The sequence below is a fragment of the Faecalibacterium sp. AF28-13AC genome (assembly GCF_003478405.1).
In the GTDB taxonomy this organism is placed as follows: Bacteria; Bacillota; Clostridia; order Oscillospirales; family Ruminococcaceae; genus Faecalibacterium; species Faecalibacterium prausnitzii_E.
The window spans coordinates 49,800-73,512 of sequence record NZ_QUFG01000006.1; the positions used below are offsets into that span (position 1 = coordinate 49,800).

20 protein-coding genes are annotated in these 23,713 nt (G+C 59.3%); 6 read left to right on the top strand and 14 right to left on the bottom strand.

The window, feature by feature from the left end; genetic code table 11:
* Window positions 1–29: 29 nt before the first annotated feature.
* From DWY95_RS09790 to DWY95_RS09810, 5 genes are all read right to left on the bottom strand, one after another.
* Entirely contained in the window at window positions 30–1,028 is a 999-nt protein-coding gene (locus tag DWY95_RS09790) for a beta-methylgalactoside transporter (RefSeq protein WP_118553376.1), read from the bottom strand.
* Between the two features lie 18 nt (window positions 1,029–1,046).
* Window positions 1,047–2,588 (bottom strand): sugar ABC transporter ATP-binding protein, encoded by a 1,542-nt coding sequence (locus DWY95_RS09795; protein WP_118553377.1) that lies wholly within the window; start codon window positions 2,586–2,588, stop codon window positions 1,047–1,049.
* Window positions 2,589–2,743: 155 nt separating this feature from the next.
* Window positions 2,744–3,790: a substrate-binding domain-containing protein gene (locus tag DWY95_RS09800; RefSeq protein ID WP_243082705.1), complete on the bottom strand. Its 1,047-nt coding sequence runs from the start codon at window positions 3,788–3,790 to the stop codon at window positions 2,744–2,746.
* A 388-nt stretch (window positions 3,791–4,178) separates the two neighbouring features.
* Window positions 4,179–5,381: an AraC family transcriptional regulator gene (locus tag DWY95_RS09805; protein ID WP_118553379.1), complete on the bottom strand. Its 1,203-nt coding sequence runs from the start codon at window positions 5,379–5,381 to the stop codon at window positions 4,179–4,181.
* Window positions 5,382–5,533: 152 nt separating this feature from the next.
* Window positions 5,534–6,925 (bottom strand): glycoside-pentoside-hexuronide (GPH):cation symporter, encoded by a 1,392-nt coding sequence (locus DWY95_RS09810; RefSeq protein WP_118553380.1) that lies wholly within the window; start codon window positions 6,923–6,925, stop codon window positions 5,534–5,536.
* 585 nt (window positions 6,926–7,510) lie between these two features.
* On the opposite strand from DWY95_RS09810, the gene uidA reads away from it, so the two are divergent.
* The 3 genes from uidA (at window position 7,511) to argF (ending at window position 11,120) form a co-directional block, all read left to right on the top strand.
* On the top strand, window positions 7,511–9,337 hold the full coding sequence (uidA, locus tag DWY95_RS09815) for a beta-glucuronidase (protein ID WP_118553381.1): 1,827 nt from the start codon (window positions 7,511–7,513) through the stop codon (window positions 9,335–9,337).
* A 208-nt stretch (window positions 9,338–9,545) separates the two neighbouring features.
* Window positions 9,546–10,025: a dCMP deaminase family protein gene (locus DWY95_RS09820; RefSeq protein ID WP_097791451.1), complete on the top strand. Its 480-nt coding sequence runs from the start codon at window positions 9,546–9,548 to the stop codon at window positions 10,023–10,025.
* Between the two features lie 99 nt (window positions 10,026–10,124).
* Window positions 10,125–11,120 (top strand): ornithine carbamoyltransferase, encoded by a 996-nt coding sequence (gene argF / locus DWY95_RS09825; protein ID WP_118553382.1) that lies wholly within the window; start codon window positions 10,125–10,127, stop codon window positions 11,118–11,120.
* A 68-nt stretch (window positions 11,121–11,188) separates the two neighbouring features.
* Here argF and DWY95_RS09830 read toward each other — a convergent pair whose 3' ends face one another.
* The 3 genes from DWY95_RS09830 to DWY95_RS09840 form a co-directional block, all read right to left on the bottom strand.
* On the bottom strand, window positions 11,189–11,788 hold the full coding sequence (locus DWY95_RS09830; RefSeq protein ID WP_118553383.1) for a VTT domain-containing protein: 600 nt from the start codon (window positions 11,786–11,788) through the stop codon (window positions 11,189–11,191).
* A gap of 143 nt (window positions 11,789–11,931) precedes the next feature.
* Window positions 11,932–12,930: a 3'-5' exonuclease gene (locus tag DWY95_RS09835; protein WP_118553384.1), complete on the bottom strand. Its 999-nt coding sequence runs from the start codon at window positions 12,928–12,930 to the stop codon at window positions 11,932–11,934.
* A gap of 17 nt (window positions 12,931–12,947) precedes the next feature.
* Entirely contained in the window at window positions 12,948–13,769 is an 822-nt protein-coding gene (locus tag DWY95_RS09840; RefSeq protein WP_097791455.1) for a Cof-type HAD-IIB family hydrolase, read from the bottom strand.
* A gap of 443 nt (window positions 13,770–14,212) precedes the next feature.
* Here DWY95_RS09840 and DWY95_RS09845 point away from each other — a divergent pair, with 443 nt between their 5' ends.
* The gene (locus DWY95_RS09845; protein WP_255535661.1) at window positions 14,213–14,554 is read left to right on the top strand and encodes a CidA/LrgA family protein; all 342 of its coding nucleotides are present in this window, start codon (window positions 14,213–14,215) and stop codon (window positions 14,552–14,554) included.
* Window positions 14,535–15,242 carry an LrgB family protein gene (locus tag DWY95_RS09850; RefSeq protein WP_118553385.1) on the top strand — a complete coding sequence of 236 codons (708 nt, stop codon included), beginning with the start codon at window positions 14,535–14,537 and terminating at the stop codon, window positions 15,240–15,242. Before DWY95_RS09845 ends, DWY95_RS09850 begins: the two co-directional genes overlap by 20 nt.
* 59 nt (window positions 15,243–15,301) lie before the next feature.
* Here DWY95_RS09850 and DWY95_RS09855 read toward each other — a convergent pair whose 3' ends face one another.
* The 3 genes from DWY95_RS09855 to DWY95_RS09865 all read right to left on the bottom strand — a co-directional run bounded on the left by DWY95_RS09855 (window position 15,302) and on the right by DWY95_RS09865 (window position 17,959).
* The gene (locus DWY95_RS09855; protein WP_118553386.1) at window positions 15,302–16,663 is read right to left on the bottom strand and encodes an MATE family efflux transporter; all 1,362 of its coding nucleotides are present in this window, start codon (window positions 16,661–16,663) and stop codon (window positions 15,302–15,304) included.
* Between the two features lie 152 nt (window positions 16,664–16,815).
* Window positions 16,816–17,358: a chromate transporter gene (locus tag DWY95_RS09860; RefSeq protein WP_118553387.1), complete on the bottom strand. Its 543-nt coding sequence runs from the start codon at window positions 17,356–17,358 to the stop codon at window positions 16,816–16,818.
* Window positions 17,351–17,959, bottom strand: a complete 609-nt coding sequence (locus DWY95_RS09865; RefSeq protein WP_118553388.1) for a chromate transporter — start codon at window positions 17,957–17,959, stop codon at window positions 17,351–17,353. The genes DWY95_RS09860 and DWY95_RS09865 overlap by 8 nt, the downstream gene beginning before the upstream one ends.
* A 106-nt stretch (window positions 17,960–18,065) precedes the next feature.
* Here DWY95_RS09865 and DWY95_RS09870 point away from each other — a divergent pair, with 106 nt between their 5' ends.
* Complete coding sequence (locus DWY95_RS09870; RefSeq protein ID WP_158577555.1) at window positions 18,066–18,974, top strand: LysR family transcriptional regulator; 909 nt, start codon at window positions 18,066–18,068, stop codon at window positions 18,972–18,974.
* A 56-nt stretch (window positions 18,975–19,030) separates the two neighbouring features.
* Here the strand turns inward: DWY95_RS09870 and DWY95_RS09875 are convergent, their stop codons facing one another.
* The 3 genes from DWY95_RS09875 to DWY95_RS09885 all read right to left on the bottom strand — a co-directional run bounded on the left by DWY95_RS09875 (window position 19,031) and on the right by DWY95_RS09885 (window position 23,509).
* Complete coding sequence (locus tag DWY95_RS09875) at window positions 19,031–20,083, bottom strand: GGDEF domain-containing protein (protein ID WP_118553390.1); 1,053 nt, start codon at window positions 20,081–20,083, stop codon at window positions 19,031–19,033.
* Between the two features lie 102 nt (window positions 20,084–20,185).
* Window positions 20,186–22,024: an HD domain-containing protein gene (locus tag DWY95_RS09880; protein WP_118553391.1), complete on the bottom strand. Its 1,839-nt coding sequence runs from the start codon at window positions 22,022–22,024 to the stop codon at window positions 20,186–20,188.
* A gap of 171 nt (window positions 22,025–22,195) precedes the next feature.
* Window positions 22,196–23,509 (bottom strand): MATE family efflux transporter, encoded by a 1,314-nt coding sequence (locus DWY95_RS09885; RefSeq protein ID WP_118553522.1) that lies wholly within the window; start codon window positions 23,507–23,509, stop codon window positions 22,196–22,198.
* Between the last annotated feature and the right edge of the window lie 204 nt (window positions 23,510–23,713).

A 23,713-nucleotide genomic window follows, 5' to 3' on the forward strand; every position in this document is an offset into this window, starting at 1 on the left:
CCCAGCAGGCGCTCTCTTTTCGGGGGAAATTACTTCTTGGCGAGGTACTTGCGGATATCAATGGCGACAGCCACGATGATGACAAGGCCCTGCACGATGTAGGTGTAGGAGGAGTTGACGTTCATGAACTGCAGAGCGACCTTCATCAACTCAAAGACCAGAACGCCGACCAGGATGCCGGGCACGGTGCCGACACCGCCGGTGGTGGAAACGCCGCCGATGGTAGAAGCTGCGATGGCGTCCAGCTCATAGCCCTGTGCAGTGTTGACGGATGCGCCGCCGGACTTTGCAGCCAGCAGGCAGCCTGCCAGACCGAACATGCAGGAAGCCAGGATGTAGATGCGGATCTTGGTGGCGTTGACGTTGACGCCAGCGACCTCAGCCGCAGCCTCGTTGCCGCCGATGGCGTACATGTACTTGCCGTGGCGGGTCTTGTTGTACAGGAACCAGAAGCAGGCAGCCACGATCAGGGCGAACCAGATCAGGACCGGGATGCCGATGATGGTGTTGGAGGCCAGAGAGGTGAAGTCCTTGTTCAGGGAGCCGATGGGGGTACCGCCGGTGTAGACCAGGCAGATGCCGTAGACGACCTGCTGCATACCCAGGGTAGCGATGAAGGGCTGGACCTTCAGGTAGCTGACGACCAGACCGTTGCACAGACCCACGATGGCGCAGATGGCGATGACCAGGATGAAGACCACCGGGGTGGGCAGAGTGGGCAGGTTGGGGTAGAACTTACCGGCTGCGCCTTCCGTCTGCGCAAAGATGCAGGCCAGGCAGGCCGCAAAGCCAGCCAGACGACCGGCAGACAGGTCGTTGCCGGTGGTGATCAGACAGCCGGAGATGCCCAGCGCGATGATGTAGCGGATGGACACGTTCTTGAACAGGTTGATCAGGTTTGCGACTGCGAAGAAGTTGGGGTGGATGATGCCGACGATCAGAGAGACCGCAAGCATCAGGACGATGATGGCATTTTCACTCAGCCATTTTTTCACGGACTTGCCGTTCAATTTCTTGGTAGCTTCCACAATAGACAGCCTCCTTGTTTACTGATTGGCCGCTGCCGTCGTCGGTGCGGTCTCAAACTGGGTCGCCAGCGCCATGATGTTCTCCTGGGTGGCGTCCTTGCCGTCGATGAAGCCGGTGATGCGGCCATCGCACATGACCATGACACGGTTGGACATACCGATGATCTCGCTCATTTCGGAGGAGATCATGATGATGCTCTTGCCCTGCTTGGCCAGGTCGGCAATGATGCAGTAAATTTCGTACTTTGCACCGACGTCGATGCCGCGGGTGGGCTCGTCGAGGATCAGCACATCGGGGTTATTGGCCAGCCAGCGGGCGATCAGCACCTTCTGCTGGTTACCGCCGGAAAGGCTCTTGATGGCGGTCTTGGGGCTGGGCACCTTGATGGCCATCTTTTCCTTGTTGGTGGCGACCAGATTGAGGATCTTCTTATCATCCAGCATGATGGGGCCCTTGCGCAGAGCGTCCAGCGATGCAATGGAGATGTTGTCGGCAACGCTCAGCACACCCATGATGCCGGTGGCGCGGCGGTCCTCCGTCAGCAGCGCCACGCTCTTGCGGATGGCGTCGCGGGGCTGTTTGATCTCGACTTCTTCGCCCTTGATCCACACTTTACCGGCGGTGTGGGCGCGCAGGCCGAAGATGCCCTCCATCAGCTCGGTACGCTGGGCACCGACCAGGCCGGCCACGCCCAGGATCTCGCCCTTCTTCAGCTCGAAGCTGCAATGGCGGAAGGAACGCGGGTGGATGGAGGTGAAGTCCTCCACCTTCATCATGACCTCGTCGGAGGGGTGGTTCTCCAGCGGCGGGAACAGATTGGACAGCTCACGGCCGACCATCTTGGCGATGATCTGCTCCTTGGTCATGTTGGCAACGTCCCACTTGCCGATGTAGTGGCCATCGCGCATGATGGTGACTTCGTCGGCGATGACCTTGATCTCGTCCATCTTATGGCTGATGTAGACCAGCGCAACGCCCTGCTCCTTCAGCTCGCGCATGATGCGGAACAGCGACTCGACCTCGTTCGCAGTCAGCGAGGAGGTGGGCTCGTCCAAAATCAGCACCTTGCAGTTTGCGGAGACGGCCTTTGCGATCTCCACCATCTGCATCTGTGCGATACTCAGGCTGCCCAGCTTTGCGTGGGAGTTGATGTCCAGCTTCAGCTTCTTCAGCAGGGCATCGGTATCGGCGTACATTTTGGCATGGTCCACTATGGTGATGATACCTGCCTTCTTGGTGGGGAAGCGGCCCAGCCAGATGTTCTCAGCCACGGTACGGGCCGGGATGGGCTGCAGCTCCTGGTGCACCATCGCGATGCCGCGGTTCAGTGCTTCCAGAGGGTTGGGGATGGTGACTTTTTGTCCTTCGTATTCGATCTCGCCTTCGTCCATCTTGTAAATGCCGAACATGCACTTCATCAAAGTGGACTTGCCAGCGCCGTTTTCGCCCATCAGGGCCATGACTTTGCCGGGGCGGAGCTCCAACTGCGCGTGGTCCAGCGCTTTGACGCCGGGGAAGGTCTTGACCACGCCTTTCATTACCAGACGGTATTCTGACATTCCGCAGAGCCTCCTTGTCGTTCAAAATAAGGCACGGTTCGTTCCGAAAGGAAAGCGCGTGCGCCGAGGAATCTCGCACGCACGCGCTTGTTAGCTTTTAGAAAGCTTCGGACTCACTGCGTACCTTGCAACCGTGAGTGGTTCTCAGCTCCGAATCAGAGATACTGAGAAGCGTTCTCGGTGGTGACCTTCACATAGTCGACCCAGTAGTACTCTTCGACATCCTTGCCCTCAACGAACAGCTTGGTGGCGTCGGCAGCGGCAGTAGCCTGGCCAACGTCATCGTTCAGGACGGTACCGGTCATCTTGCCGTCAACAACGTTCTGGACAGCTTCCTTCAGTGCGTCAACACCGACCAGATAGATGTCCTCGCCGACCTTGCGGCCAGCCTGCTCGATGGACTGCAGAGCGCCCAGAGCCATTGCGTCGTTGTTGCAGAAGACGACTTCGATCTTCTCGCCGTACTGTGCCAGAGCGTTTGCAACGTCCTGCTGTGCGGTGGTCTGGTCCCAGTTATCCAGGTACTCATACAGGCACTCGACTTCCTTGCCGGCGTCGGTCAGAGCCTTGATGGAGTACTCGGTACGATACTGTGCATCGATGTTTTCGGGGTCGCCCTTGCACATGATGTAGGTGATCTTGCCGTCGCCGTTGATATCGCCCTGGGTAGAGGTCTCCAGGATCAGCTCGCCCTGATAAGTACCGGACTGACGTGCGTCTGCACCAACGTAGCAGCACTTGCCAGCGTAGGAGTCCAGAACTGCCTTCTCCGGCTCACGGTTGATGAAGACGATGGGGGTGCCGGACGGAGAGATGGTGTCCACGATGGTCTGTGCAGAAGTGGTCTGGACGGGGTTGATGACCAGGACGTCCACGCCCTGCTGCAGGAAGGTGTTGATCTGCTCGGTCTGGGTGTTCTGGTCGTTCTTGCCATCGACGATGGTGACGGCGTAGCCCATATCCTTCAGGTACTCTTCCAGATCGGTGCGGTACAGGGTCATGAAGTTATCAGCGAACTGATAGATGCAGACGCCGATGTTTGCGCTGCCGGTGGTGGAAGCGGCTGCAGAAGATGCAGCGGTGGAAGCTGCAGTAGAGGATGCAGCAGTGGAGCTGGAGGAGCCGCCGCAGGCGGTCAGAACGCCAGCGGCACCCACAACAGCGGAAGCCTTCATGAAGTCACGACGCGAAATCATTTTCATAATAATGTTCTCCTTCATTCGCATATCACAGCAAAATCGAATCGTGCGCACATCGCACGTTTCGTGATTCTGTTTGTATTATAACCGTCCGCACGACCATTCGCAATAGAACAAGTTCACAAGAATCCAAGGAATCTTTTGTGCATCCCTCACAATTGCTTTTGTTGGATACAAGTTTCTTTTTGATATCAAGCACAATTTCTGTCGATTTTGCAACATGCGTCCAAATTCCATACAAAAGTCCATGAAATCTCTCAAAACAGTTACAGAGATCGTTCCGGTGTGCAACAATCCTATCCGATGCAAAAAAGCCCACTTTGTCCCGCTGCATAATCTGTACGCATCAAAAGGACAAAATGGGTCTTTTTTTCATTCTGCTGTTTCGCAGTTATTTTTCTTTGTGTTCCCGGCGGTAGCGGGTGGGGGTGACGCCGAGGGTCTTTTTGAAGATCTTGGTGAAGTAATTCACATCCAGAATGCCCACTTCTTCGGCTACGGCGGCGATGCTGTGGTTGTTCTGCTCCAGCAGCTGGGCCGCACGGTTCACACGCTGGGTGTTGATATAGTCGATGAGGGTGGTGCCGGTCTCCTGCTTGAACAGCGCCGACAGATACGACGGGCTGATGAAGCACATGGCCGCCAGACTCTTCAGTGTCAGCGGCTCGGAGACATTCAGGTTGACGTAGTTCATCACCTTCTGGACGGCGGGCGAGAACTCCTTCAGCGAGTAGCGGCGGACATAGGCGCAGTAGTCCCGCACCATCTGCCACATCATCTCACGGGGGATCTCGTCGGCCTCCTCAATGATGCGGGCGTACTTGCTGGAGATGGCATCAATATAATAGGGATGCACCTTGCTGGGCTCGATGGCCTTGCGCAGCAGGGTGTTGAAGACGATCATCATGTTCTTCTGCTGGTAGAGCGAGCCTTCGAACCGCCCACCGTAGGTGAAGCGGGAGTGATGGTGCATGGCCTCGGTGGCGGCTTCGTCGTCGCCGCGGCTCACGGCATCCAGGATGCGGTTCTCGGATTCGTACCGCTGTTCCAGCATGGAGATGGGGATATCCTTCTGGAACTTCGGCTCGTTGAAATACCGGACGTCCGGGTGGAAGCAGAAGGGCAGAAACTCCTTCAGCTCCTTCACGACCAGATCCTCCCCCATCATCATCCCGACCAGGACCCGGATGGCCATGTAAAAATCGTTCGCCTGCAGCAGCTTGACGCCGTTGTAGTATTCCTGCACGGCATTCTCTCCGTCCTCGCCCAGGTAGCGGCGGGCCCACTTGCGGGCCTTCTCGCTGCGGGGGCCAAAGGTCCATGGCCCGACGAGGAAGACGGTGTTCTCCTCGTCCGGGATGCGGAAGAGGGCAAAATGCAGCTCAAAGGTGCCCTCCACGAAGAGCAGCGTCTGCGCCGGGGTCTGTTCCAGCAGCAGCCGGCCGAACTCCTGCCAGTCGAACTGAGGGTCCAGCGAGCGGCGCAGGCCGTAGTCGAACTCTTCCAGTCCGTCGAACGGCGGCGTCACCCGCCGGGTGGGGATATTCTGTGCTGCCGCCAGTTTGGTGAGCACCTGTAATGGATCGACCCGCATGGCGTCTCCTTTCCTGTTTCATCGCATCTCTCACATCTCATTTGATATATCAGTATACAGCATTTTTCTGCAAGAAACAAGTGGCCGAGCGTAGAAAAAGTGCCCTGCCATCCCAAGACGGCAGAGCACTTTGTTCTATGTTTTACAAAGGATTACTTGCTGTTGCGGCGCGCAGCCAGAGCTGCCACGTTCTCCTCGACCTTCTTCTTATTCAGCGGGTAGAGGAAGACCAGCGCCAGAACGATGCACACAAAGCCAATGATGGGGGCGATGCAGGCCATGTTGAAGATGCCGCGGGTGACAGCGGGGTCAAACGCAGTCGCTTCGGTGTAGCCGATGATCCCCAGCAGGGCACCGACCAGACCGGAAGAGAAGGCCTGACCCAGCTTGCGGGCGAAGGAGTAGACCGAGTAGATGGTGCCGTCCTCGCGGATGCCGCTGCGGACCTCGGCGTCGTCGATGACGTCGGTGATCATGGCCCAGATGATGGTGTTGAAAAAGCCCATGCCGACATTGGCCAGGATGTAGCAGGCCACAAAGCCCCAGACGCTGGCCGGACGCCAGATCAGGCAGACCAGCCAGACCAGAGCGGAGCAGATGCTGGAGGCAACAGCCAGCTCCTTCTTGCCGAACTTTGCAGCCAGCTTGGAAGCAAAGGGTGCGCAGACGATCAGCATGATCACCGTGCCCAGCAGGCTGGCGGTGGATTGTGCGGCAGCGCTGCCGTACACGTTGGGGTAAACGTAACCGGCCAGGCTCATGACAGTCAGCTGGCTCAGCAGGACGAAGATGGCCGCCACGATGATGCCCAGCAGCGCCCGGTTGGTGAAGATGCTCTTGAAGATGGCGGAAGCACTCACCTTCTGGCTGCTTGCGGGGACCTCGACACGCTCACGAGTCAGCTTGAAGCAGACGATATAGCACAGGATGGCGCAGATGGAGAAGACGCCTGCGATGATGGTCATGCGGGAGCCGGACATCACCGTCTTGCCGTCCACGACGACATAGGCGACCATGGGCGTGGCCACGCCGATGACCATGTTGGCCAGTGTGGAACCGATGGTGCGCCAGGTGGACAGTTCTGCGCGGTCCTTGGGGTCTGCCGAGACGGCGGAAGCCATGGAGCCGTAAGGGATGTTGATGGAGGTATAGAAGATGGAGCCCCACAGGATGTAGGTGATGAACAGCCAGGCCACCTTGAAGCCATAGGGCATCCCGGCCAGGCCGGACTGATAGATCAGGAAGGAAGCGATGGCCACCGGGCCGCACATCCGCTTGATCCAGGGGCGGAACTTGCCGTCCTTGGTGGGCTTGGAGTGGTCCACGATCTGGCCCATGCCCACATCGGTGAACGCATCCACAAAACGGGCGATCATCATCACCACGCCAACGATGGCGGCGTTGACGCCCATGACGTCGGTGTAGAACTTCATCAGGAAGCTCGACGACAGCAGGAAGGTGAAATCGTTGCCGAAATCACCGAACATGTAGCCGACCTTGTCCTTCATGCCGAAGGGGGCGGCTTTCTTCATCTCATTTGCCATTGGTTTCTCCTTAGATAGATCGATTCTTGGATTCGGTTCTCCAAGTGCTGCTGCAAAACACATTGAAGTATGGTTCACTGCATTTCAGCTTGTATATCAGTATTATGACAAATCTTTAGCAATCATCGTTAGAAGAATTTTTAGGTGAAAACGTAAAATTTTACGATTATTGTTTGGGCACTTTGCCAGTTTTTTCATAAAATATGTGGAATCTCTTTCACTATATTTTCCTTGGCGTAGTTGATTTCAACAGTTTTCCCGGCATCGCCCGCATTATAATAGGTATTCTGCCCCGGAATCGTTCAAAATTCCCCAAAAAAGTCTGGATTTATAAAAAATTTGTTCTATTCCTTTTGTAAAAAATCTGTCATACTGATACCAGAAGATATGAGCTGCGGTATCAACCTCTCAGTCTCGCATTCGCTCGACAGCTCTCCGGATAGGAGAGCCTCTGGCGAAACCGTATCCTTTGCGGGGACTGCCAAGGCCTCCCCTATCAGGGGAGGTAGCATCGCGCAGCGATGACGGAGAGGTTTATTTCGTAGTTCAAAATGTTTTAGTATGATGAGAAATGAGGTTCCTGCAATGAACAACAAATCCCTGCTGTATCCTGTGGCTTCCACTTCCCGCCGCGTCGTCAGCCTGGACGGCATGTGGCGCTTCCGCTTCGACCCCAAGAGCGAGGGCGTCGATGCAGACTGGGCAAACGGCCTGCCGGAGTCCATCTCCATGCCCGTGCCCGCTTCCTTCTGCGACTTCTTCACCGATAAGGAGTCCCGCGAGTACTGCGGCGATTTCTGGTACGAGACCGATTTCTTCGTGCCCGGCGAGTGGAGCGGCAAGGACATCGCCATCCGCTTCGGCTCTGCCACCCACCACGCCCGCGTCTTTGTGAACGGCGTCGAGGTCGCACAGCACGAGGGCGGCTTCCTGCCCTTTGACGCAGTCGTCACCGACATCGTCCGCTACAACCAGTACAACAAGCTGAGCGTCCTGCTGAACAACGAGCTGAACGAGTACATGCTGCCCGCCGGCAACACCGCTACCCTGTCCAACGGCAAAAAGGTCGCTGCCCCCTACTTCGACTTCTACAACTATGCCGGCATCCATCGCCCCGTCAAGCTGATGGCCCTGCCCGCCGAGCGCGTTCTGGACTATTCCGTCAAGCACCGCCTGACTGCGGACGGCGCTGAGGTCGATTACACCGTCACCACCAACGGCAGCCACGACGTGACCGTGGAGCTGTACGACGGCACCACCAAGGTCGCTGAGGCTTCCGGCAAGGAAGGCACTCTGGTCGTCAAGAACGCCAAGCTCTGGAACGTCCATGCCGCCTACCTGTACAACATCGTCATCCGCATCCACGACGGCAGCGCCATCGTTGACGAGTACACCGAGAAGGTCGGCATCCGCACCTTCGAGATCCAGAACGGCCACTTCCTGCTGAACGGCAAGCCCGTCTACCTGCGCGGCTTCGGCAAGCACGAGGATGCAGACATCCGCGGCCGCGGCCTCGACCTGGCCACCGTCAAGCGCGATTACGAGCTGATGAAGTGGATCGGTGCCAACTGCTTCCGCACCAGCCACTACCCCTATGCGGAGGAGCTGTACCAGATGGCCGATGAGGAAGGCTTCCTCATCATCGACGAAGTCCCCGCCGTCGGCTTCATGGAGAGCACCATGAACTTCCTGGCAGCAAACCAGGGCAACGGCAAGAAGGTGGGCTGGTTCGAGAAGGACACCACGCCTCAGCTGCTGGAAAACCACAAGGACGCGCTGACCGACATGATCGACCGCGACAAGAACCACGCCTCCGTCATCGCATGGAGCATCCTGAACGAGCCCCAGTGCACCAGCGAGGGCACCGAAGCCTACTTCAAGACCCTGTTCGATCTGGCACACGAGCTTGACCCGCAGAAGCGCCCCCGCACCTACGCCATCGTCATGATGAGCCTGCCCCACAACAGCAAGGGCCAGCAGTTCGCTGACTTCATCAGCCTGAACCGCTACTACGGCTGGTACGTCATGGGCGGCATGGGCATCGTGGATGCCGAGGCCGCATTCCGCAAGGAGATGGACGGCTGGGCCAAGGTCCTGAACGGCCGCCCGATGATCTTCACCGAGTACGGTGCCGACACCATGCCCACCGAGCACAAGCTGCCCAGCGTCATGTGGAGCCAGGAGTACCAGAACGAGTACCTCGACATGAACCACAACGTCTTCGACAGCTACGACTTCGTGCAGGGCGAGCTGGTCTGGAACTTTGCAGACTTCCAGACCACCGAGGGCATCATGCGCGCCAACGGCAACAAGAAGGGCATCTTCACCCGTCAGCGTCAGCCGAAGGACGCCGCCTTCCACTTCCGCGCCCGCTGGACCAGCCTCCCGCTGGATTACAAGGGCAACAAGTAAGTTGAACCTCTCTCAAACCTTCTCATAACCATGCCAAAAGCACCCGCAGGCTCAGCGTCTGCGGGTGCTTTTGCGATTGCACTTCTTTTCTTTTTATGGTATCCTTACCTTGCGCTCCGGCCGCGAGCGTCTTTTCATTTGCAGCATAGTCGATTTTCAACGTTCTGTCAAATCGGAACAAGCCATACTTGCAAGGGAGGCTGTTTTTATGAAACGCACCGATTATATCAACTGGGATGAATATTTTATGGGCATTGCCCTGCTCACCGCCATGCGCTCCAAGGACCCCAGCAGCCAGGTGGGTGCCTGCATCGTCAGCCCGGAAAACAAGATCCTGTCACTGGGCTATAACGGTATGCCCATTGGCTGCGACGACGACGCCATGCCCTGGGACCGCGAGGGCGACCCACTGGACACCAAATATATGTACGTCTGCCATGCCGAGCTGAACGCCATCCTGAACAGCGCCCACAACAACCTGAAGGGCGCACGGGTCTATGTGACCCTCTTCCCCTGCAACGAGTGCGCCAAAGCCATCATCCAGTCCGGCATCTCGGAGGTGGTCTACTACGGCGACAAGTACCACGACTCCGATTCCAGCGTTGCAGCACGGTTCATGTTCAAAAAGGCCGGTATCCGGCTCACCTCCTACACCCCCAGCGGGCGGAAGATCGAACTGGAGCTGTGAGCCCGCAAAGCCCTTGACCGGCGGTTTCTTCTGCTATATAATAGAAGCACCATTTCGAATAAATATTCAAGCTTTTATGAATAGAGAGGGAAATATGCAATGAGCCTGAAAAATCGGAACTTTCTGAAGCTGCTGGATTACACCCCCGCCGAGATCGAAGCGCTGCTGGATCTGGCCGCTGACCTCAAGGCCAGGAAGAAGGCCGGCATCCGCCACGATGCCCTGCGCGGCAAAAACATCGCCCTGATCTTCGAGAAGACCTCCACCCGCACCCGGTGCAGCTTTGAAGTGGCCGCCCACGATCTGGGCATGGAAGTCACCTATCTGGACCCGTCGGGCAGCCAGATCGGCAAAAAAGAGTCCATTGCGGACACCGCCCGTGTGCTGGGCCGGATGTTCGACGGCATTGAGTACCGCGGCTATGGCCAGCAGATCGTCGAGGACCTGGCCCATTATGCAGGCGTTCCCGTCTGGAACGGTCTGACCAACGAGTTCCACCCCACTCAGATCCTGGCCGACTTCCTCACCATCCGGGAGCACTTCGGCCGCCTGAAGGGCATCCATTTCGTCTACTTCGGCGACGCCCGCTACAACATGGGCAACAGCCTGATGGTGGGCTGCGCCAAGATGGGCCTGCACTTCACGGCATGCGCCCCCAAGAAGTATCAGCCAGACCCGGCGCTCATCGCCCAGTGCCAGGCCATCGCCGCCGAGACCGGCGCGACCCTGACCTTTGAGGAAGACCCCGCCAAAGCCGCCCAGGGTGCCGATGTGCTGTACACCGACGTCTGGGTCTCGATGGGCGAGCCTGTCGAGGTCTGGGCCGAGCGCATCCACGACCTGGCCCCCTACCAGATCAACAACGCGCTGATGGCGCTGGCCGGGCCGCAGGCCGTCTTCATGCACTGCCTGCCCGCCTACCACGACCACAAGACCACCGTGGGCAAGGAGATGGGCGAAAAGTTCGGCCGCGATGCCATGGAAGTCACCGACGAGGTCTTCGAAGGCCCGCAGAGCATCGTCTTCGACGAGGCCGAGAACCGGATGCACACCATCAAGGCCGTTATGGCGGCGACCTTGGGATACGAAGGATAACGACCCATTTGCACAAAAAACGCTCTCTTGCCGTCGGCAAGGGAGCGTTTTTATCGTTTCATCGTTTCTTACAGATCGTGTTTTTTGCAGAACCGCTTGCTGCCCCAGTACATCGCGCCCCAGATGACAACGGCGAGGACAAGGTAGACCGGGTTCTTCATCGAGCGGACGAGGGACTGGCCGAAGAGGGCCATCATGGCCACCATCACACCCTTGCCCAGCAGCATAGTGATGAGGTAGCGTTTTTCGTCAAAATCCGAGATGCCGAAGGCAAAGTGCATGAAGGACGAAGGGGTGAACGGCAGCACCGACAGCATGAACAGGGACGAAACATCGAACCGGCTGACCCACCGCTCAGCTTTTTCCAGCTTCTGGGAACGGCTGGCGAACTTCCAGAAAAACTGTTTGAGCACCCGCCGCCAGAACAGGAACATCAGGGTGCCGCCCAGCATGACGCCCACCCAGCTGTACACAAAACCGAAAAGGCCGCCGTGGGCCGCCACATTCAGCGCCACGATGGCGATGAGGGGCAGCGGCGGAAAAAATGACTCCACCATTGCCAGAAAGATGGGCGCAAGGGGGCCGAGGTCTCCGAAGCTGTCCAGTAATGTCTGCCAGAATTCCAGCGTTCCCAGCTGGTGCACAAAGCTGATCAGGGTGCTTTCCATCGTGTGTTCCTTCCCTCTCGTTTCTCTTAGTATATCCAGAACTTATGAATGTGCGATGAAGAAATTCTGCATTTTCTTCGCTTTTTCGTCTGCGCTATACTTTGCTATACGAAATGGGGTGCGGTTTTCCTGCACGATCGGTCTCAGGCTTTTTCCCCGGCCTGTTTTTCGGCGCGGGCCTTCATCCGCTCGATCTGCTGGGCGCGCTGCTTGTCCCAGCGGGCCAGCGCCTCGGCATCCGGGACCTGCACACAGCGGGCAAAGCTCCAGTGCAGGCCATCCCGCCGGGCCAGCTTGTACCGCTGGAAGACGCCCTTGCCCGCCTCGCTGGCCGTTCCGGCACAGTGGGGGCACTGAGCCAGCGTGTACCAGCTGTTGCTGCCCTTTTTCAGCCAGATCTCGTCCGGCGCAAGGTCGGCTCCGCAGGCCGGGCACTGGGCCGTGCTGATGATGGGGTCGATCCGCCAGGTATACGGCTCCACATAGCCGCGGAAGACGCGGAAATCCCGGTAGTCGCCGGGCTTCGGGCAAAGGCTCTGGCGCAGGGCCTGCTCCTCGCTGGGGTAGGCGGCCAGTCCCTCCCGCAGGTCGAGCTTGCGGCAGACATCGGCGGTGTAGAGGGTATCGGACAATGCGTCGTGGAAGGGGCGGTCCATCGGGATGCCCATCCGGGTGACGACGCTTTCCAGCGTCATGCCCTCGCCCTCCTTGCGGGGATGTTCCCGCAGAAAGACCTGCTGCAGGTCGTACCACACCGTGGGGCGGCTCTCGTCCAGATTGCACAGGAACAGATTCTGCTTGAGCACCGGCACATCGTCCATGCCCCACTCGGCGAACTCGGCGTCCGGGCCGCACCACTGCATGAAACGGCGCAGGCCCTGCACGATGGGAGCGCCGTTGTCCAGGTCTTCCTGCGTCAGGCCGGTGACCTTGGCGATGTGGTGCTGCAATTTGCGGAAGATGCGGGGGCGCAGATGGATGGAGAAGGTATCGAGGACGTTGGCGTCTTCGTCGATCTTCACCGCGCCGATCTCGATGATCTCACCCCGGAAGGTCTGCTGCACCCCATGATAGTTGAACGTATACGGCTGGTAGCCGATGTTCCATTCCAAATCAAATAAAACCAGATTGCGCTGCGGCATTCGTGTGTCCTGTCCTCTCACTGTAAAATGAATTTCTCAATGGCCTCGGCGACGCCGTCGTGGTTGTTGTCGGCGGCGGTCACATAGTCGGCAACCTCCTTCACGGTGTCTTCGGCGTTCTGCATGGCGACGCCCACGCCCGCAAAGTCGATCATCGAGCGGTCGTTCAGACCGTCGCCGCAGGCCATCAGGTTCTCGCGGGTCAGGCCCATGCGTTCCAGCAGAGCGCCCAGGCTGACATCCTTCATCACGCCCAGCGGCACGGCCTCGATGAAGAAGGGGCTGGAGGGGTAGATGTCGATCTTGCCCTCAAACTGCTGCCGGCCTGCGGCGCAGACTGCGTCGCGGCGGGCGGGGTCCACGGTGAGGAGCATCTTGCAGATGGGGTAATCCACATAGGAAGCCAGATCGTCCACATGGTACATCTCCAGCTTGGTGGTCACACACTCCTTCCGGGCCCAGGGGTCCTGGTCGCGCTCGCAGACGATACCGCGGGAGTCGTAGGTCAGGAGCGCGACGTCCTGCTCTGCCGCAAACCGGCACAGCTGGGGCACGAACTCCGGGGCCAGCAGCTTCTGATACAGGGCCGCACCGGTGGCGCAGTCCACGATCTTTCCACCGTTGTAGGCCAGGATGCAGCCGCCCTTTTTGTCCAGCCCCAGTTCCTTTGCCAGCGGGGTGATGCCCGCCGTAGGCCGGCCGGAAGCCAGCACGATGGTCACGCCCTGCGCCGCTGCTGCGTCCAGCGCCGCGCGGGTGCGGGGGGTAACGATCTTTTCATCATTGGTCAGGGTGCCGTCCAGATCCAGCGCCAGCACCCGAATTTTCGATCCGTTCATTTCGATTCCTCACTTTGGGGCGCATCCGCCCGCTGTGTCGTATTTTTCGGTAACGTGTTTATTGTACAATGAACGCCCCACCCAGCGCAACCCTCCGGCGGGCATTTACACAAATTTTTTCGGAAAAAGGCGGTGTTCCATTCCCGGCCGGTTTTCTCATTTTCCGCCAAACCCTCAGAACATCCAGTTTTTTGTCGGTTCGACATAAATTCTTAGCAAGTATTGCCGTTGCGCCACCGGGACTTTTGGGCTATACTGTTACACTGACCGTCACAAATAAACGCGCGGCCCGGCGTCTTCCGGGCTTCGTTTGACCGGCCCGCCCTGCCAGAGGCTCATTCTCCGGCAGAGCTGCCCCGAAGGGGGGGCTGCGCGGGCGCGATGAAGGGGGATTTTTTACGAAGTATCTGTTTCAGTTCGCACGCATCCTTGCGTTCTGTTTTCTGGGCGAGTTCTGCCACGCTGTTCTGCCGCTGCCCATCCCGGCCAGCATCTACGGCCTGGTCCTGCTGCTGGCTGCCCTGCTGCTGGGCCTCGTCCAGCTGGACGATGTGAAGGAGGTCGGCCTGTTCCTGACCGGCATCTTCCCGCTGCTGTTCGTGCCCGCCGCGGCCGGTGTCATGGAGCTGTGGGCCGAGATGGGCAGCATGCTGCTGCCCATCGTCATCGCCATCATCCCGGTCACGGTGCTGGTGCTGGTAACATCCGGCCACACCACCCAGGCGCTCACCCGCCGCAAGCAGAGCAAAAAGGAGGCTGCCGCAAATGACACAGCTGCTGAATGAGTTTCTTTCCTCGTCCTCAGCGTGGGGCGTTCTGCTCACGCTGGCGGCCTTTGCACTGGGCACCCTCATCAACCGGGTGACGGGCAAGGCCGTCTTCAACCCGCTGCTGCTGGGCAGCATCTTCGTCATCATCCTGCTCAGTGTGCTGAACATCTCCTACGCGGATTACAAAGTCAGCGCCGCGCCGGTCAGCTATCTGCTGCTGCCCGCCACCATCAGCCTGGCCATCCCGCTGTATGAAAAGTGGGACCTGCTCAAGGAGAACGCCGCTGCCATCATCGCGGGCATCTCGGTGGGCACCCTGGTCAGTCTGGGCAGCGCGCTGGCTCTGACCGTGGCCATGGGCCTGACCCGTGAGCAGTATGTGACCCTGCTGCCCAAGTCCGTCACCACTGCCATCAGCATGGACGTCGCCGCTGAGCTGGGCGGCATCGCGGCCCTGACCGGTGCCATCGTCATCCTGACCGGCATCGCGGGCAACCTGCTGGCCGAGACGGTCTGCAAGGTGTTCCACATCACCGACCCCATCGCCAAGGGCGTGGGCATCGGCACCTCGGCCCATGCCGTCGGCACCAGCAAAGCCTTGCAGATGGGCGAAGTCGAGGGCGCGATGAGCGGCCTGTCCATCGCAGTGGCCGGTGTGCTCACCGCCGTGCTCTGCCCCGTCTTTGTGAATTTTATCAACTGAGTTTTCCACAAGAAAGCGCTTCGCAGTGCAAAACTGCGGAGCGCTTTTTTGATTTTGGTTTATACCGCCCGGCTCTCCTTTTTCAGCACCCGTGTGACCATGAACACGCAGTAGCACAGGGCAAAGCCCCAGGCGAGGGGGTTCGAGATGCAGATGCCGAGGTAGCCCAGCTGGTGCACGGCCAGCCAGCCGCCGAGGGCGCGGCCGATGAGCTCGCCCACGCCGGAGATGACGGCCTGTACGCTGTAGCCGAGGCCCTGCAGCGTGTAGCGGAAGATCATCAGGAAGCCCAGCAGAACGAACAGCACACTGATGACGGTCAGATACTCCACCGCACCGTTGAAGATGGCCGGTTCGGCATCGCCCAGCACCAGGCCCACGGCCCAGCGCTTGACCAGGAAGACCGCGGCCCATGCGATGGCACTGTAGCCTGCCTGGATGATGCAGCCGTCCCGGATGCCCTGTCGGACGCGGTCGGTGCGGCCCGCACCGTGGTTCTGGCCAACATAAGTCGCCATGGCCATGCCGACGCTCTCCATGGGCAGGGTGAACATCTGGCGGATCTTCTCACCGGCGGTCTGCGCGGCCACGGCCACGCTGCCCAGCTGGTTGATGGCGTCCTGCATGATGACGGCACCGATGGCCGAGACCGAATACTCAAAACCCATCGGGAAGCCGATGTAGGCCAGCCGCTTGCAGTGCCTGCCGGAAAGGACGCAGTTCTCTTTGGTGAAGTGGATGTCCTCCACTTTGGTGAAGAACCACCAGGTGCAGAGGATGCCGCTGACGAGCTGGCTGATCACCGTCGCGATGGCCGCACCCTCGACGCCCATGCCCAGCGGCACGATGAACAGCACGTCCAGCGCAATGTTCAGGAAGCTGGACACCAGCAGAAAGTAGAACGGATGCTTCGAGTCGCCCAGACTGCGCAGAACGGTGGACGAATAGTTGTACAGCACCGTCGCAGGGATGCCCAGGAAGATGATGCGGATGTAGTGCACGGCATTCTCCAGCAGCTCCGCCGGGGTGTGGATGAGCTGCAGCAGCGGGGCTGCAACGAGAGTCGTGCCCACCGCAAAGACCAGACTCATCCCCACGCAGAGCACGGCACCGTTGAACAGGTACTTGTGCAGGTCGTCCCGGTCCTTTGCGCCGAAGCTCTCGGCCACCGGGATGCCGAAGCCGTTGCAGGTGGCCAGCACGAAGCCCACGATCATAAAATTCAGCGAGTAGGTCGTGCCCACCGCGCCCAGCGCATCAGTGCCGATGCAGCGCCCCACGATGATCGTGTCCACAAAGCTGTACAGCTGCTGGAACAGCGTTCCCAGCACCAGCGGCAGGGCGAACTGCAAAATGCGGGTCAGCGGCCGGCCGACGGTCAGGTCGGTGGTGCCGGAACCCTTTTTCTTTGTTTCCTCCATAAAATGCTCCTCCAAGGTTTGTGATAGGGCCAGTATAGCGCATTCTGCCCAAAAAGCGTTAGGCTTTTTTTATGAAAAACCCAGACGAATTTTGGATGCGATGCAAAACGGGAGCCTTCCGCACCGCGCGCGAAAGGCTCCCGTCCTCTTTGTTACAATACGCCGAAACCGACCACGCCCAGCGCGGCCGCAATGCCGATGACCTTCGGCACACTCATCTTTTTCTTTTGCAGCAGCCAGAAGCAGAGCAGGCCGATGGCGATGCCGACGAAGCGGATGCCGCCCTCGCCTGCGTAGGTGCTCAGGCTCAGGCTGAGCAGCACTTCCAGGATCATGCCGATGCAGAGCGGCTTGACGACTCTCATGATCCACCCCATGACCTTGCTGGTGCGGAACTTCTGGAAGAAGACCGCCGCCGCCAGCGTCAGGGTGAAGGCCGGGCTCAGCACGCCCAGCACGGCCACCAGACCGCCAATGGTACCAGCCGTCTGGGTACCTGCGAAGGTGGCACAGTTCACGCCCAGGCTGCCGGGGGTCATCTCGGCAATGGCGATGAGGTTGGTCAGGTCGTCGGCGCTCATCCAGCCGTGGCTGGACATCTCATCGAGGATGAGCGGGATCATCGAGGTGCCGCCAAAGCTCGTGAAACCGATGCGGGCAAAGGCGAAGAACAGCTGCACCAGCGTCTCAAGCATGTTCCTTCCCCTCCATCCAGACCAGCGCGGCCACAACGCCCGCCAGGATCAGCACGATGTTGCTGATGCTCGTGAAGTGGCAGACGGCCAGCGCCGCCAGGCAGATGAAGACGCTCACCTTATCCTTCAGGGCCTCTTTGCCCAGCGAGATGGCCGCCCCGCCGATGATGGGCACCACCGCGCACTGTACGCCCTGCAGCGCGGCCCAGACCCAGTAATTCGATTTGATGGCATCGTACGCCAGCGTGACCAGGCTCAGCACCACCACGGCCGGCAGCGCGATGCCCAGCACAGCCAGAACACCGCCCAGCACCCCAGCCATCTGGTAGCCGAACAGCATCGTGATGTTGGTGATCATGATGCCGGGCAGCGATTTGCCCACGGCCACCAGCTCCAGCAGCTCCTGCTTGGTCAGCCAGCGGCGCTTGTCCACGAACTCCTGCTCCATTTGGGCCAGGATGCTCCATCCGCTGCCAAAGGTGAAGGAGCCGATCTTAATAAAGTATGCAAAGATCAGAAGCGCCATCTTCACGCGGGAGGTCTGCTCCGGGGCGGCTTCGGTCTTTTTTTGTGCGGTTCCATGAATTGCTTTTTCCAACATCCATTCCTCCTGTTTCTGACAATAGGGTATCACAGGGGGTTGCATTTTTCAAATATATGTTTTATGATAGAATCCATAGGTTTTTCTTATGCAACGGAGGTGCCGTATGAACTGGAACCAGCTGCGCTATGTTCTGACCATCGCGGAGGAAAAAAGCATCACCCGCGCGGCCCAGAGGCTTTACCTGACCCAGCCGTCCCTTTCGCTGAGCCTGAAGGCGCTGGAAGAGGAGCTGGGCACCCCGCTGTTCACCCGCGGGCCCGACGGGCTGGAGCCCACCTACGCGGGCAGCCTGTTCTGCGCCTGGGCTGCGGAGACTGACATCTCTTTCGGGCGGCTGAACGACAAGCTCAGCGACATCGCTTCCGGCCGGCGCCAGCTGCTGCGGCTGGGCGTCAGCCCCCACCGGGGCAATCTGCTGCTGCCCACCATCCTGTCGGCGTTTTACCGGCAGTTCCCCAGCTGCGAAGTCCACACGGTGGAGCTTTCCACCACCCTGCTGCGCCTTCAGCTGGACGCCAAACAGCTGGATTTCATCGTGGACGTGCCCAGCCCCGACACCGTGACCTACTGCAACGAGCTGCTGCTGAACGAGCCCATCCTGCTGGCCGTGCCCCGGTCGTTCCTGCCCCGCATCCAGCCGCAGAGCGGTGCGCTGGAGCTGAACGCCCTCAGCGGCGAGCCGTTCATCCTGCTGCCGCCGGAACAGATGCTGGGCGGCATCTGCCAGAAAATGTGCGAGCAGGCAGGCTTTCTGCCCGACCTGCGGCTCCAGTGCAGCAGCGTGGAGCGCGCGCTGAGCCTGGCCGCGCAGCAGCTCGGCATCACCTTTGCACCGCTGATCTTTGCCCAGCGGCAGTTCTACGGCGAGGAGCTGTGCTACTTCCACATTGCCAGAGTCGAGACCAGCCGCCCGCTGGCCCTCGTCTACCCCCGCAGCAGCTACCAGAGCGCCCCGCTCAAGGCCATGCTGGAGCTGTTTCGCATTCAGGTGCCGAAGCTCTATGGTTTATAAAAACAGAAACCCTCTCCGGTATTGCGAAGCAATGACGGAGAGGGTTTTATCCTTTTTTACCCGTGCGGGATACCGCGGCGGCGGTAGTGTTCTTCCTTGTCGTCGTACATGCGGCTCTCGGCCTGCTTGATGAGGGCTTCGAGCTGGATGCCGCCGGCGCTGCAGGTGGCACAGCCCACGGCGACCGAATAGCCGTTGGCCTCCACATTGGCCACGAGCTGGCTCATCCGTTCCCGCACCGTGCGGGGCGGCTCGTCCACCACAAAGGCTACGAATTCGTCGCCGCCGATGCGGTAGCTGTCCTTGATGCCGAACTGCCGGACCATCTCCTGGGCCACCGTCTTGAGCATGACGTCGCCCGCATTGTGGCCCTTGGTGTTGTTCAGCTCGTGCAGGCCGTTCACATCCACATAGACACAGCTCAGGGTGTTGGAACAGCGCAGCGGATATTCGTTCATGTGGTTCTCGTAGGCGTTGCGATTGGGGATCTGGGTGTTCAGGTCGGTCTCTGCGATGACCTTCAGCTTGCAGCGCGCGACGACATTGTCCGTCAGGACGCGGATATAGTACGTGGAAAGCACACAGCCCATCAGCCCGAACAGGACGGCATTGAATACATCCCTGGGCACGAGGGCCGGGTCTTTGAAGGTCACAGAACAGCCGATGAACAGCGCTTCGTAGATCACCGTGCGCAGGATGTTCCCGATGGCCGGGCGGGTGAACAGCATGGGCAGCACCACCGCAACGACATGGAAGCAGATGGCCGGTTCATCCGGGTAGGCAAAGCAGCCCAGATAGAGGCTCAGCAGATAGCAGATGCCCATAAAACTGTCCGCACAGATGGAAAGGACGATGTTGCTGTTCTGGCAGCTCTGCACCGTGCACAACAGCACCAGCGCACAGGCCAGCGCAATGATGTAGGCGATGAAGCCGCCTGCCAGCGATTTGACGGCGCAGCACACCGCCAGCGCTATGAGCAGGAATACGATCTCCACGGTGAGAAAGAAGAAGAGCTTTTCCAGGTTTTCCTTCCGGATCTCGTCCCGGCAGTTCCGGTAGACATCCGGCATCGCGCCGCCATAAAACAGGAGATTGCGCAGTTTTTCCATCGGCCTTTCCTCCTCAGCGTGCGGTTTCGCAGTTTTCTGTGCACTCTTACCAGTTATTGTATCACACAGAAGAAAGAAATGGAAGTTTTTATCTCATTTTTTTTATTCCGCAGCGTGGTATGCTTGCAGATAGACCTTTTTTCGCTCGGCATCCAGCTTTTGGGCCAGCACTTTGCAGAAGGTCTTATCCCGGAACAGCGCCACCACGTCCGGTGCATAGCGGGTGCCGCTCTGGGCCTGCAGCTCCCCCACCAGTGTGCGCAGGGGCTTGGCCCGGTTGTAGCAGCGCCCGATGTTGTCGGTGGCGGCATCCAGCGTGTCCGCCACGGTCAGCACATCCACGATGCCCTTGATGTCCTGCGGGCAGGGCGGCACATCTCTGGGGTAGCCGCCCTGTCCGTTGTAGAAGCAGTGGTGATAGAGCGCCGCCGGGGCCAGATGCTCTTCGTACCCGGCCTCCCGCAGCAGACTGCAGCCAATGACTGGGTGGCTCTGGATGCAGCAGAATTCTTCCTCCAGCAGGCTGCGGCTGTTGGTGTCGATGTACATGATGACCGCGCTCTTGCCCACATCGTGGTACAGGCCGCATTCATAGGCGGTCTGCAGCAGCTCCGGCTTCCGGGCCTGCACTTCGGCTGCGGTCTTGCAGCCCAGCAGGCCGATGAGGGCGGCGGGGTCGGTCTCGATCATCCGCCGGAGCAGCGCTCTGGTCAGGTGCGCCACCATCGTGGAGTGCACATAGGTCGGCTTGTGGCCGGAGAGGATGCTCTCCAGGATCTTGCGGTTGTCTATTTCCCTGGTATCCGACTGCGCCGTGATGAGTTCCCGGATGGCCATGCTGGCCACGCGGGGGTATTCATTGCCCGGCATCTCGTCCAGATACCGGTGGACCGCCGCCCGCTCCTTTGCAATGCGGTCAGCCAGCTCGGCGTGGTCCTGCTCGCTCAAAAATGCTTCATAATAAAAGAGATAGGCCGAGCCGGTCAGGTTGCGGTTGATGCCGTCCGGCGAATAATCCTGTTCGCCGGTCTGGTCGATCATCTCCAGCAGATCTTCCACGACGGCACGGGCTGTGCCTTTTCCGGCATGGTAGAGTGCCGCATGGTAAAAGTAGCTCACCCGCCAGTTCTGCTGGCGGGATTCCTCTCCTGCGTTCTTTTTCTGATGCTCGTAGACATAGGAGGCCGACCGCAGCACCCGCTCTGCGACCTCAGGGTCATTGCAATGGCGCAGATAGGCCATCAGAGTCATCTGGTCCATGTGCATGGAATAGGTGAACCGTGCCCAGGGGATGTCCGGGTCCAGCTCCTGGTAATAGGGCGATGTGATGATGCTCATAGCCAGGTCGAACAGCTCCATATACCGATGGCAATCCTCTTTTGTCTGGCGCGAGACCGCCAGCCGGATGTTACCCACGCACCGGATGATGTACTGCCGGGTCTCCTTGTCCAGCTCTTCATACCGGGCAATGTAGTTGGCCCCCTCCAGAAAGAAGGCATGGATGCGCGGCCACAGCAGGTTGACGTCGTGGTCCTCATCCCGCACATTGATATAGTGCAGGGTGATGCCGTTGTAGTACAGCTCCCGGACGATCATGGGGACATCGTCGCGGAAGCGGGCCGCCTTCAGCAGCAGCTCGTGGATCTTGTAGGCCACGCCGCAGTCCTCGCTGTTGGCATAGTTGAACAGCCTGCCCGCCGCCTCTTCCAGCTCGGCGATGTCGCTGTCGGACAACGTTTTCGCATCCCGCGTGTAGACCAGCTCTCCCAGCAGGGCGTTGTTCTCCTTCATCAGGTCGAAGCAGCGCACCGCGTTGCCCTGGATCGCCTCCAGCAGGAATTCCGGAGCCGTTTCCGGCGGGAACTGCGGGCGGGAGAGGGTCCGCACCCGGCGAAGATTCTGGATATAGCGCTCCCATTTCTGCCGATTCGATTCTTCCATCCGGACGCATCCCCTTTCCGCTCAAAACTGGAACTTTTTTGTAAACGTTTCAGGTTTTATTATACGGTACATTCGGGGAAAAAGCAATCAAATCCGACCAATTGTTACCCCCCCCCCCGACAAAAAATTTTACGTTTTTTGAGCGGAAGTGGAAGATTTTTCCTTATTATCTTAAGTTTCCAGCCAGTTTGCTTTCCATGCGTAACCCACCATCATCAACGCACCCAGCCCCCACGAGACGGGATACAGCAGGAAGATGCCGTCGATGCTGGAAAAGAAGGGCAGCACCCACTGGATCCACCCGATGCGGAACACACACAGCGAGACCAGCAGCACCACCATGGGCGGAATGGTCTTGCCAGTGCCGCGCACGGTGCCCGCCAGACCGTGCAGGATGCTCAGCTCCCAGTAGAAGGGGCAGAAGTAGTGCATGGCCGTGCAGCCAAAGGCGACGACGTCCTCTTCGTGGGTAAACAGGTGCATGATGGGGTCCTGGAAGGCCAGCAGCAGCACACCGGTGAGGATGGTGTAGACGACGCCCATGCCCAGCGTGACCCACAGGCTCTTCTTCACGCGGTCGAGCTTGCCCGCGCCGAAGTTCTGCCCCACGAAGGTGGTGGCCGCCATACTGAAGCTCATGATGGGCAGGATGTTGAAGCCGTCCACCTTCATATAGGCCGCGAACCCGGCCATGGCGGCGGCACCGTAGCCGTTGACGCCGGCCTGCACCAGAATGTTGGACAGCGAGATGACCATATTCTGGATGCCGGTGGGCAGGCCAACCTTGATGATGCGGACGGCCATTTTGCCATGCACCCGGATCTCTCTGGCCGTCACGCGGTAGTCGTCCTGGACCCGCATCAAAAAGCGCAGCGCCAGCGCACAGGAAACGAGCTGGCTGATGTCGGTGGCGATGGCCGCACCGGCCACACCCATCCGCAGCCCCGCGATGAGCACGAGGTCGAGGAGGATGTTCGTGCCCGATGCGATGCCCAGATAGAGCAGCGACCGCTGGGAGTTGCCCGCCGCATTCAGGATGCCCGCCGCCATGTTGTACACGACGCTGAACAGCACACCGCCGAAGTAGATCTGCATATAGGTCACAGCGTCCTCCAGCACCTCCGCCGGGGTATCCATGGCCGTAAGCAGGGCACGGCTGACAAGGATGCCGCCGATGGTCAGGATGAGGCCCAGAAGCACGGCCAGCGCCAGCGCGGTGTGCACGGCCCGCTGCGCATCCTCGCGGTCCTTCGCGCCAAGATACTGCGCCACCACGACGCCCGCACCCACTGCGATGCCCTGACTGAAGCCGATGAGCAGGAAGATGGGCGAGCCACTGGAGCCGACGGCTGCCAGCGCATTGCTGCCCACAAAGTTGCCGACGATGATGGAGTCGGCAGTGTTGTACAGCTGCTGAAGCAGGTTGCCCAGGATCAGCGGCACGGAAAACAGCAGGATGCTCTTCCAGATGCTGCCCTCCGTCATCAAACGGGTCTTTTTCTTCTGCGGTTCCAAAACGGTTGCTGCCACGATGTTCCTCCTGAAGTATCTTGCTTTATTCAATAAGTACCAAATGATTCAATCTTACAACCATTGGCCGCACTTGTCAAACAAAAGCAAAAAAACAGGAAGACCAGCCCTCCGCTGCTTGCAGAAGGCCGATCTTCCTCTCGTGCTTCGTTATTCTCC

Excerpts from the sequence above, each read along its gene's own strand:
- DWY95_RS09820 (WP_097791451.1), top strand. The coding sequence starts at position 9,546 with ATGAAACGCACCGATTATATCAACTGGGATGAATATTTTATGGGCATT.
- DWY95_RS09840 (WP_097791455.1), bottom strand. The coding sequence starts at position 13,769 with ATGAACGGATCGAAAATTCGGGTGCTGGCGCTGGATCTGGACGGCACC.
- DWY95_RS09810 (WP_118553380.1), bottom strand. The coding sequence starts at position 6,925 with ATGGCAAATGAGATGAAGAAAGCCGCCCCCTTCGGCATGAAGGACAAG.
- DWY95_RS09875 (WP_118553390.1), bottom strand. The coding sequence starts at position 20,083 with ATGGAAAAACTGCGCAATCTCCTGTTTTATGGCGGCGCGATGCCGGAT.
- DWY95_RS09870 (WP_158577555.1), top strand. The coding sequence starts at position 18,066 with ATGAACTGGAACCAGCTGCGCTATGTTCTGACCATCGCGGAGGAAAAA.
- DWY95_RS09830 (WP_118553383.1), bottom strand. The coding sequence starts at position 11,788 with ATGGAAAGCACCCTGATCAGCTTTGTGCACCAGCTGGGAACGCTGGAA.
- DWY95_RS09865 (WP_118553388.1), bottom strand. The coding sequence starts at position 17,959 with ATGTTGGAAAAAGCAATTCATGGAACCGCACAAAAAAAGACCGAAGCC.
- DWY95_RS09805 (WP_118553379.1), bottom strand. The coding sequence starts at position 5,381 with ATGCGGGTCGATCCATTACAGGTGCTCACCAAACTGGCGGCAGCACAG.
- argF (WP_118553382.1), top strand. The coding sequence starts at position 10,125 with ATGAGCCTGAAAAATCGGAACTTTCTGAAGCTGCTGGATTACACCCCC.
- uidA (WP_118553381.1), top strand. The coding sequence starts at position 7,511 with ATGAACAACAAATCCCTGCTGTATCCTGTGGCTTCCACTTCCCGCCGC.
- DWY95_RS09885 (WP_118553522.1), bottom strand. The coding sequence starts at position 23,509 with ATGACGGAGGGCAGCATCTGGAAGAGCATCCTGCTGTTTTCCGTGCCG.
- DWY95_RS09850 (WP_118553385.1), top strand. The coding sequence starts at position 14,535 with ATGACACAGCTGCTGAATGAGTTTCTTTCCTCGTCCTCAGCGTGGGGC.
- DWY95_RS09800 (WP_243082705.1), bottom strand. The coding sequence starts at position 3,790 with ATGAAAATGATTTCGCGTCGTGACTTCATGAAGGCTTCCGCTGTTGTG.
- DWY95_RS09835 (WP_118553384.1), bottom strand. The coding sequence starts at position 12,930 with ATGCCGCAGCGCAATCTGGTTTTATTTGATTTGGAATGGAACATCGGC.
- DWY95_RS09795 (WP_118553377.1), bottom strand. The coding sequence starts at position 2,588 with ATGTCAGAATACCGTCTGGTAATGAAAGGCGTGGTCAAGACCTTCCCC.
- DWY95_RS09860 (WP_118553387.1), bottom strand. The coding sequence starts at position 17,358 with ATGCTTGAGACGCTGGTGCAGCTGTTCTTCGCCTTTGCCCGCATCGGT.
- DWY95_RS09855 (WP_118553386.1), bottom strand. The coding sequence starts at position 16,663 with ATGGAGGAAACAAAGAAAAAGGGTTCCGGCACCACCGACCTGACCGTC.
- DWY95_RS09880 (WP_118553391.1), bottom strand. The coding sequence starts at position 22,024 with ATGGAAGAATCGAATCGGCAGAAATGGGAGCGCTATATCCAGAATCTT.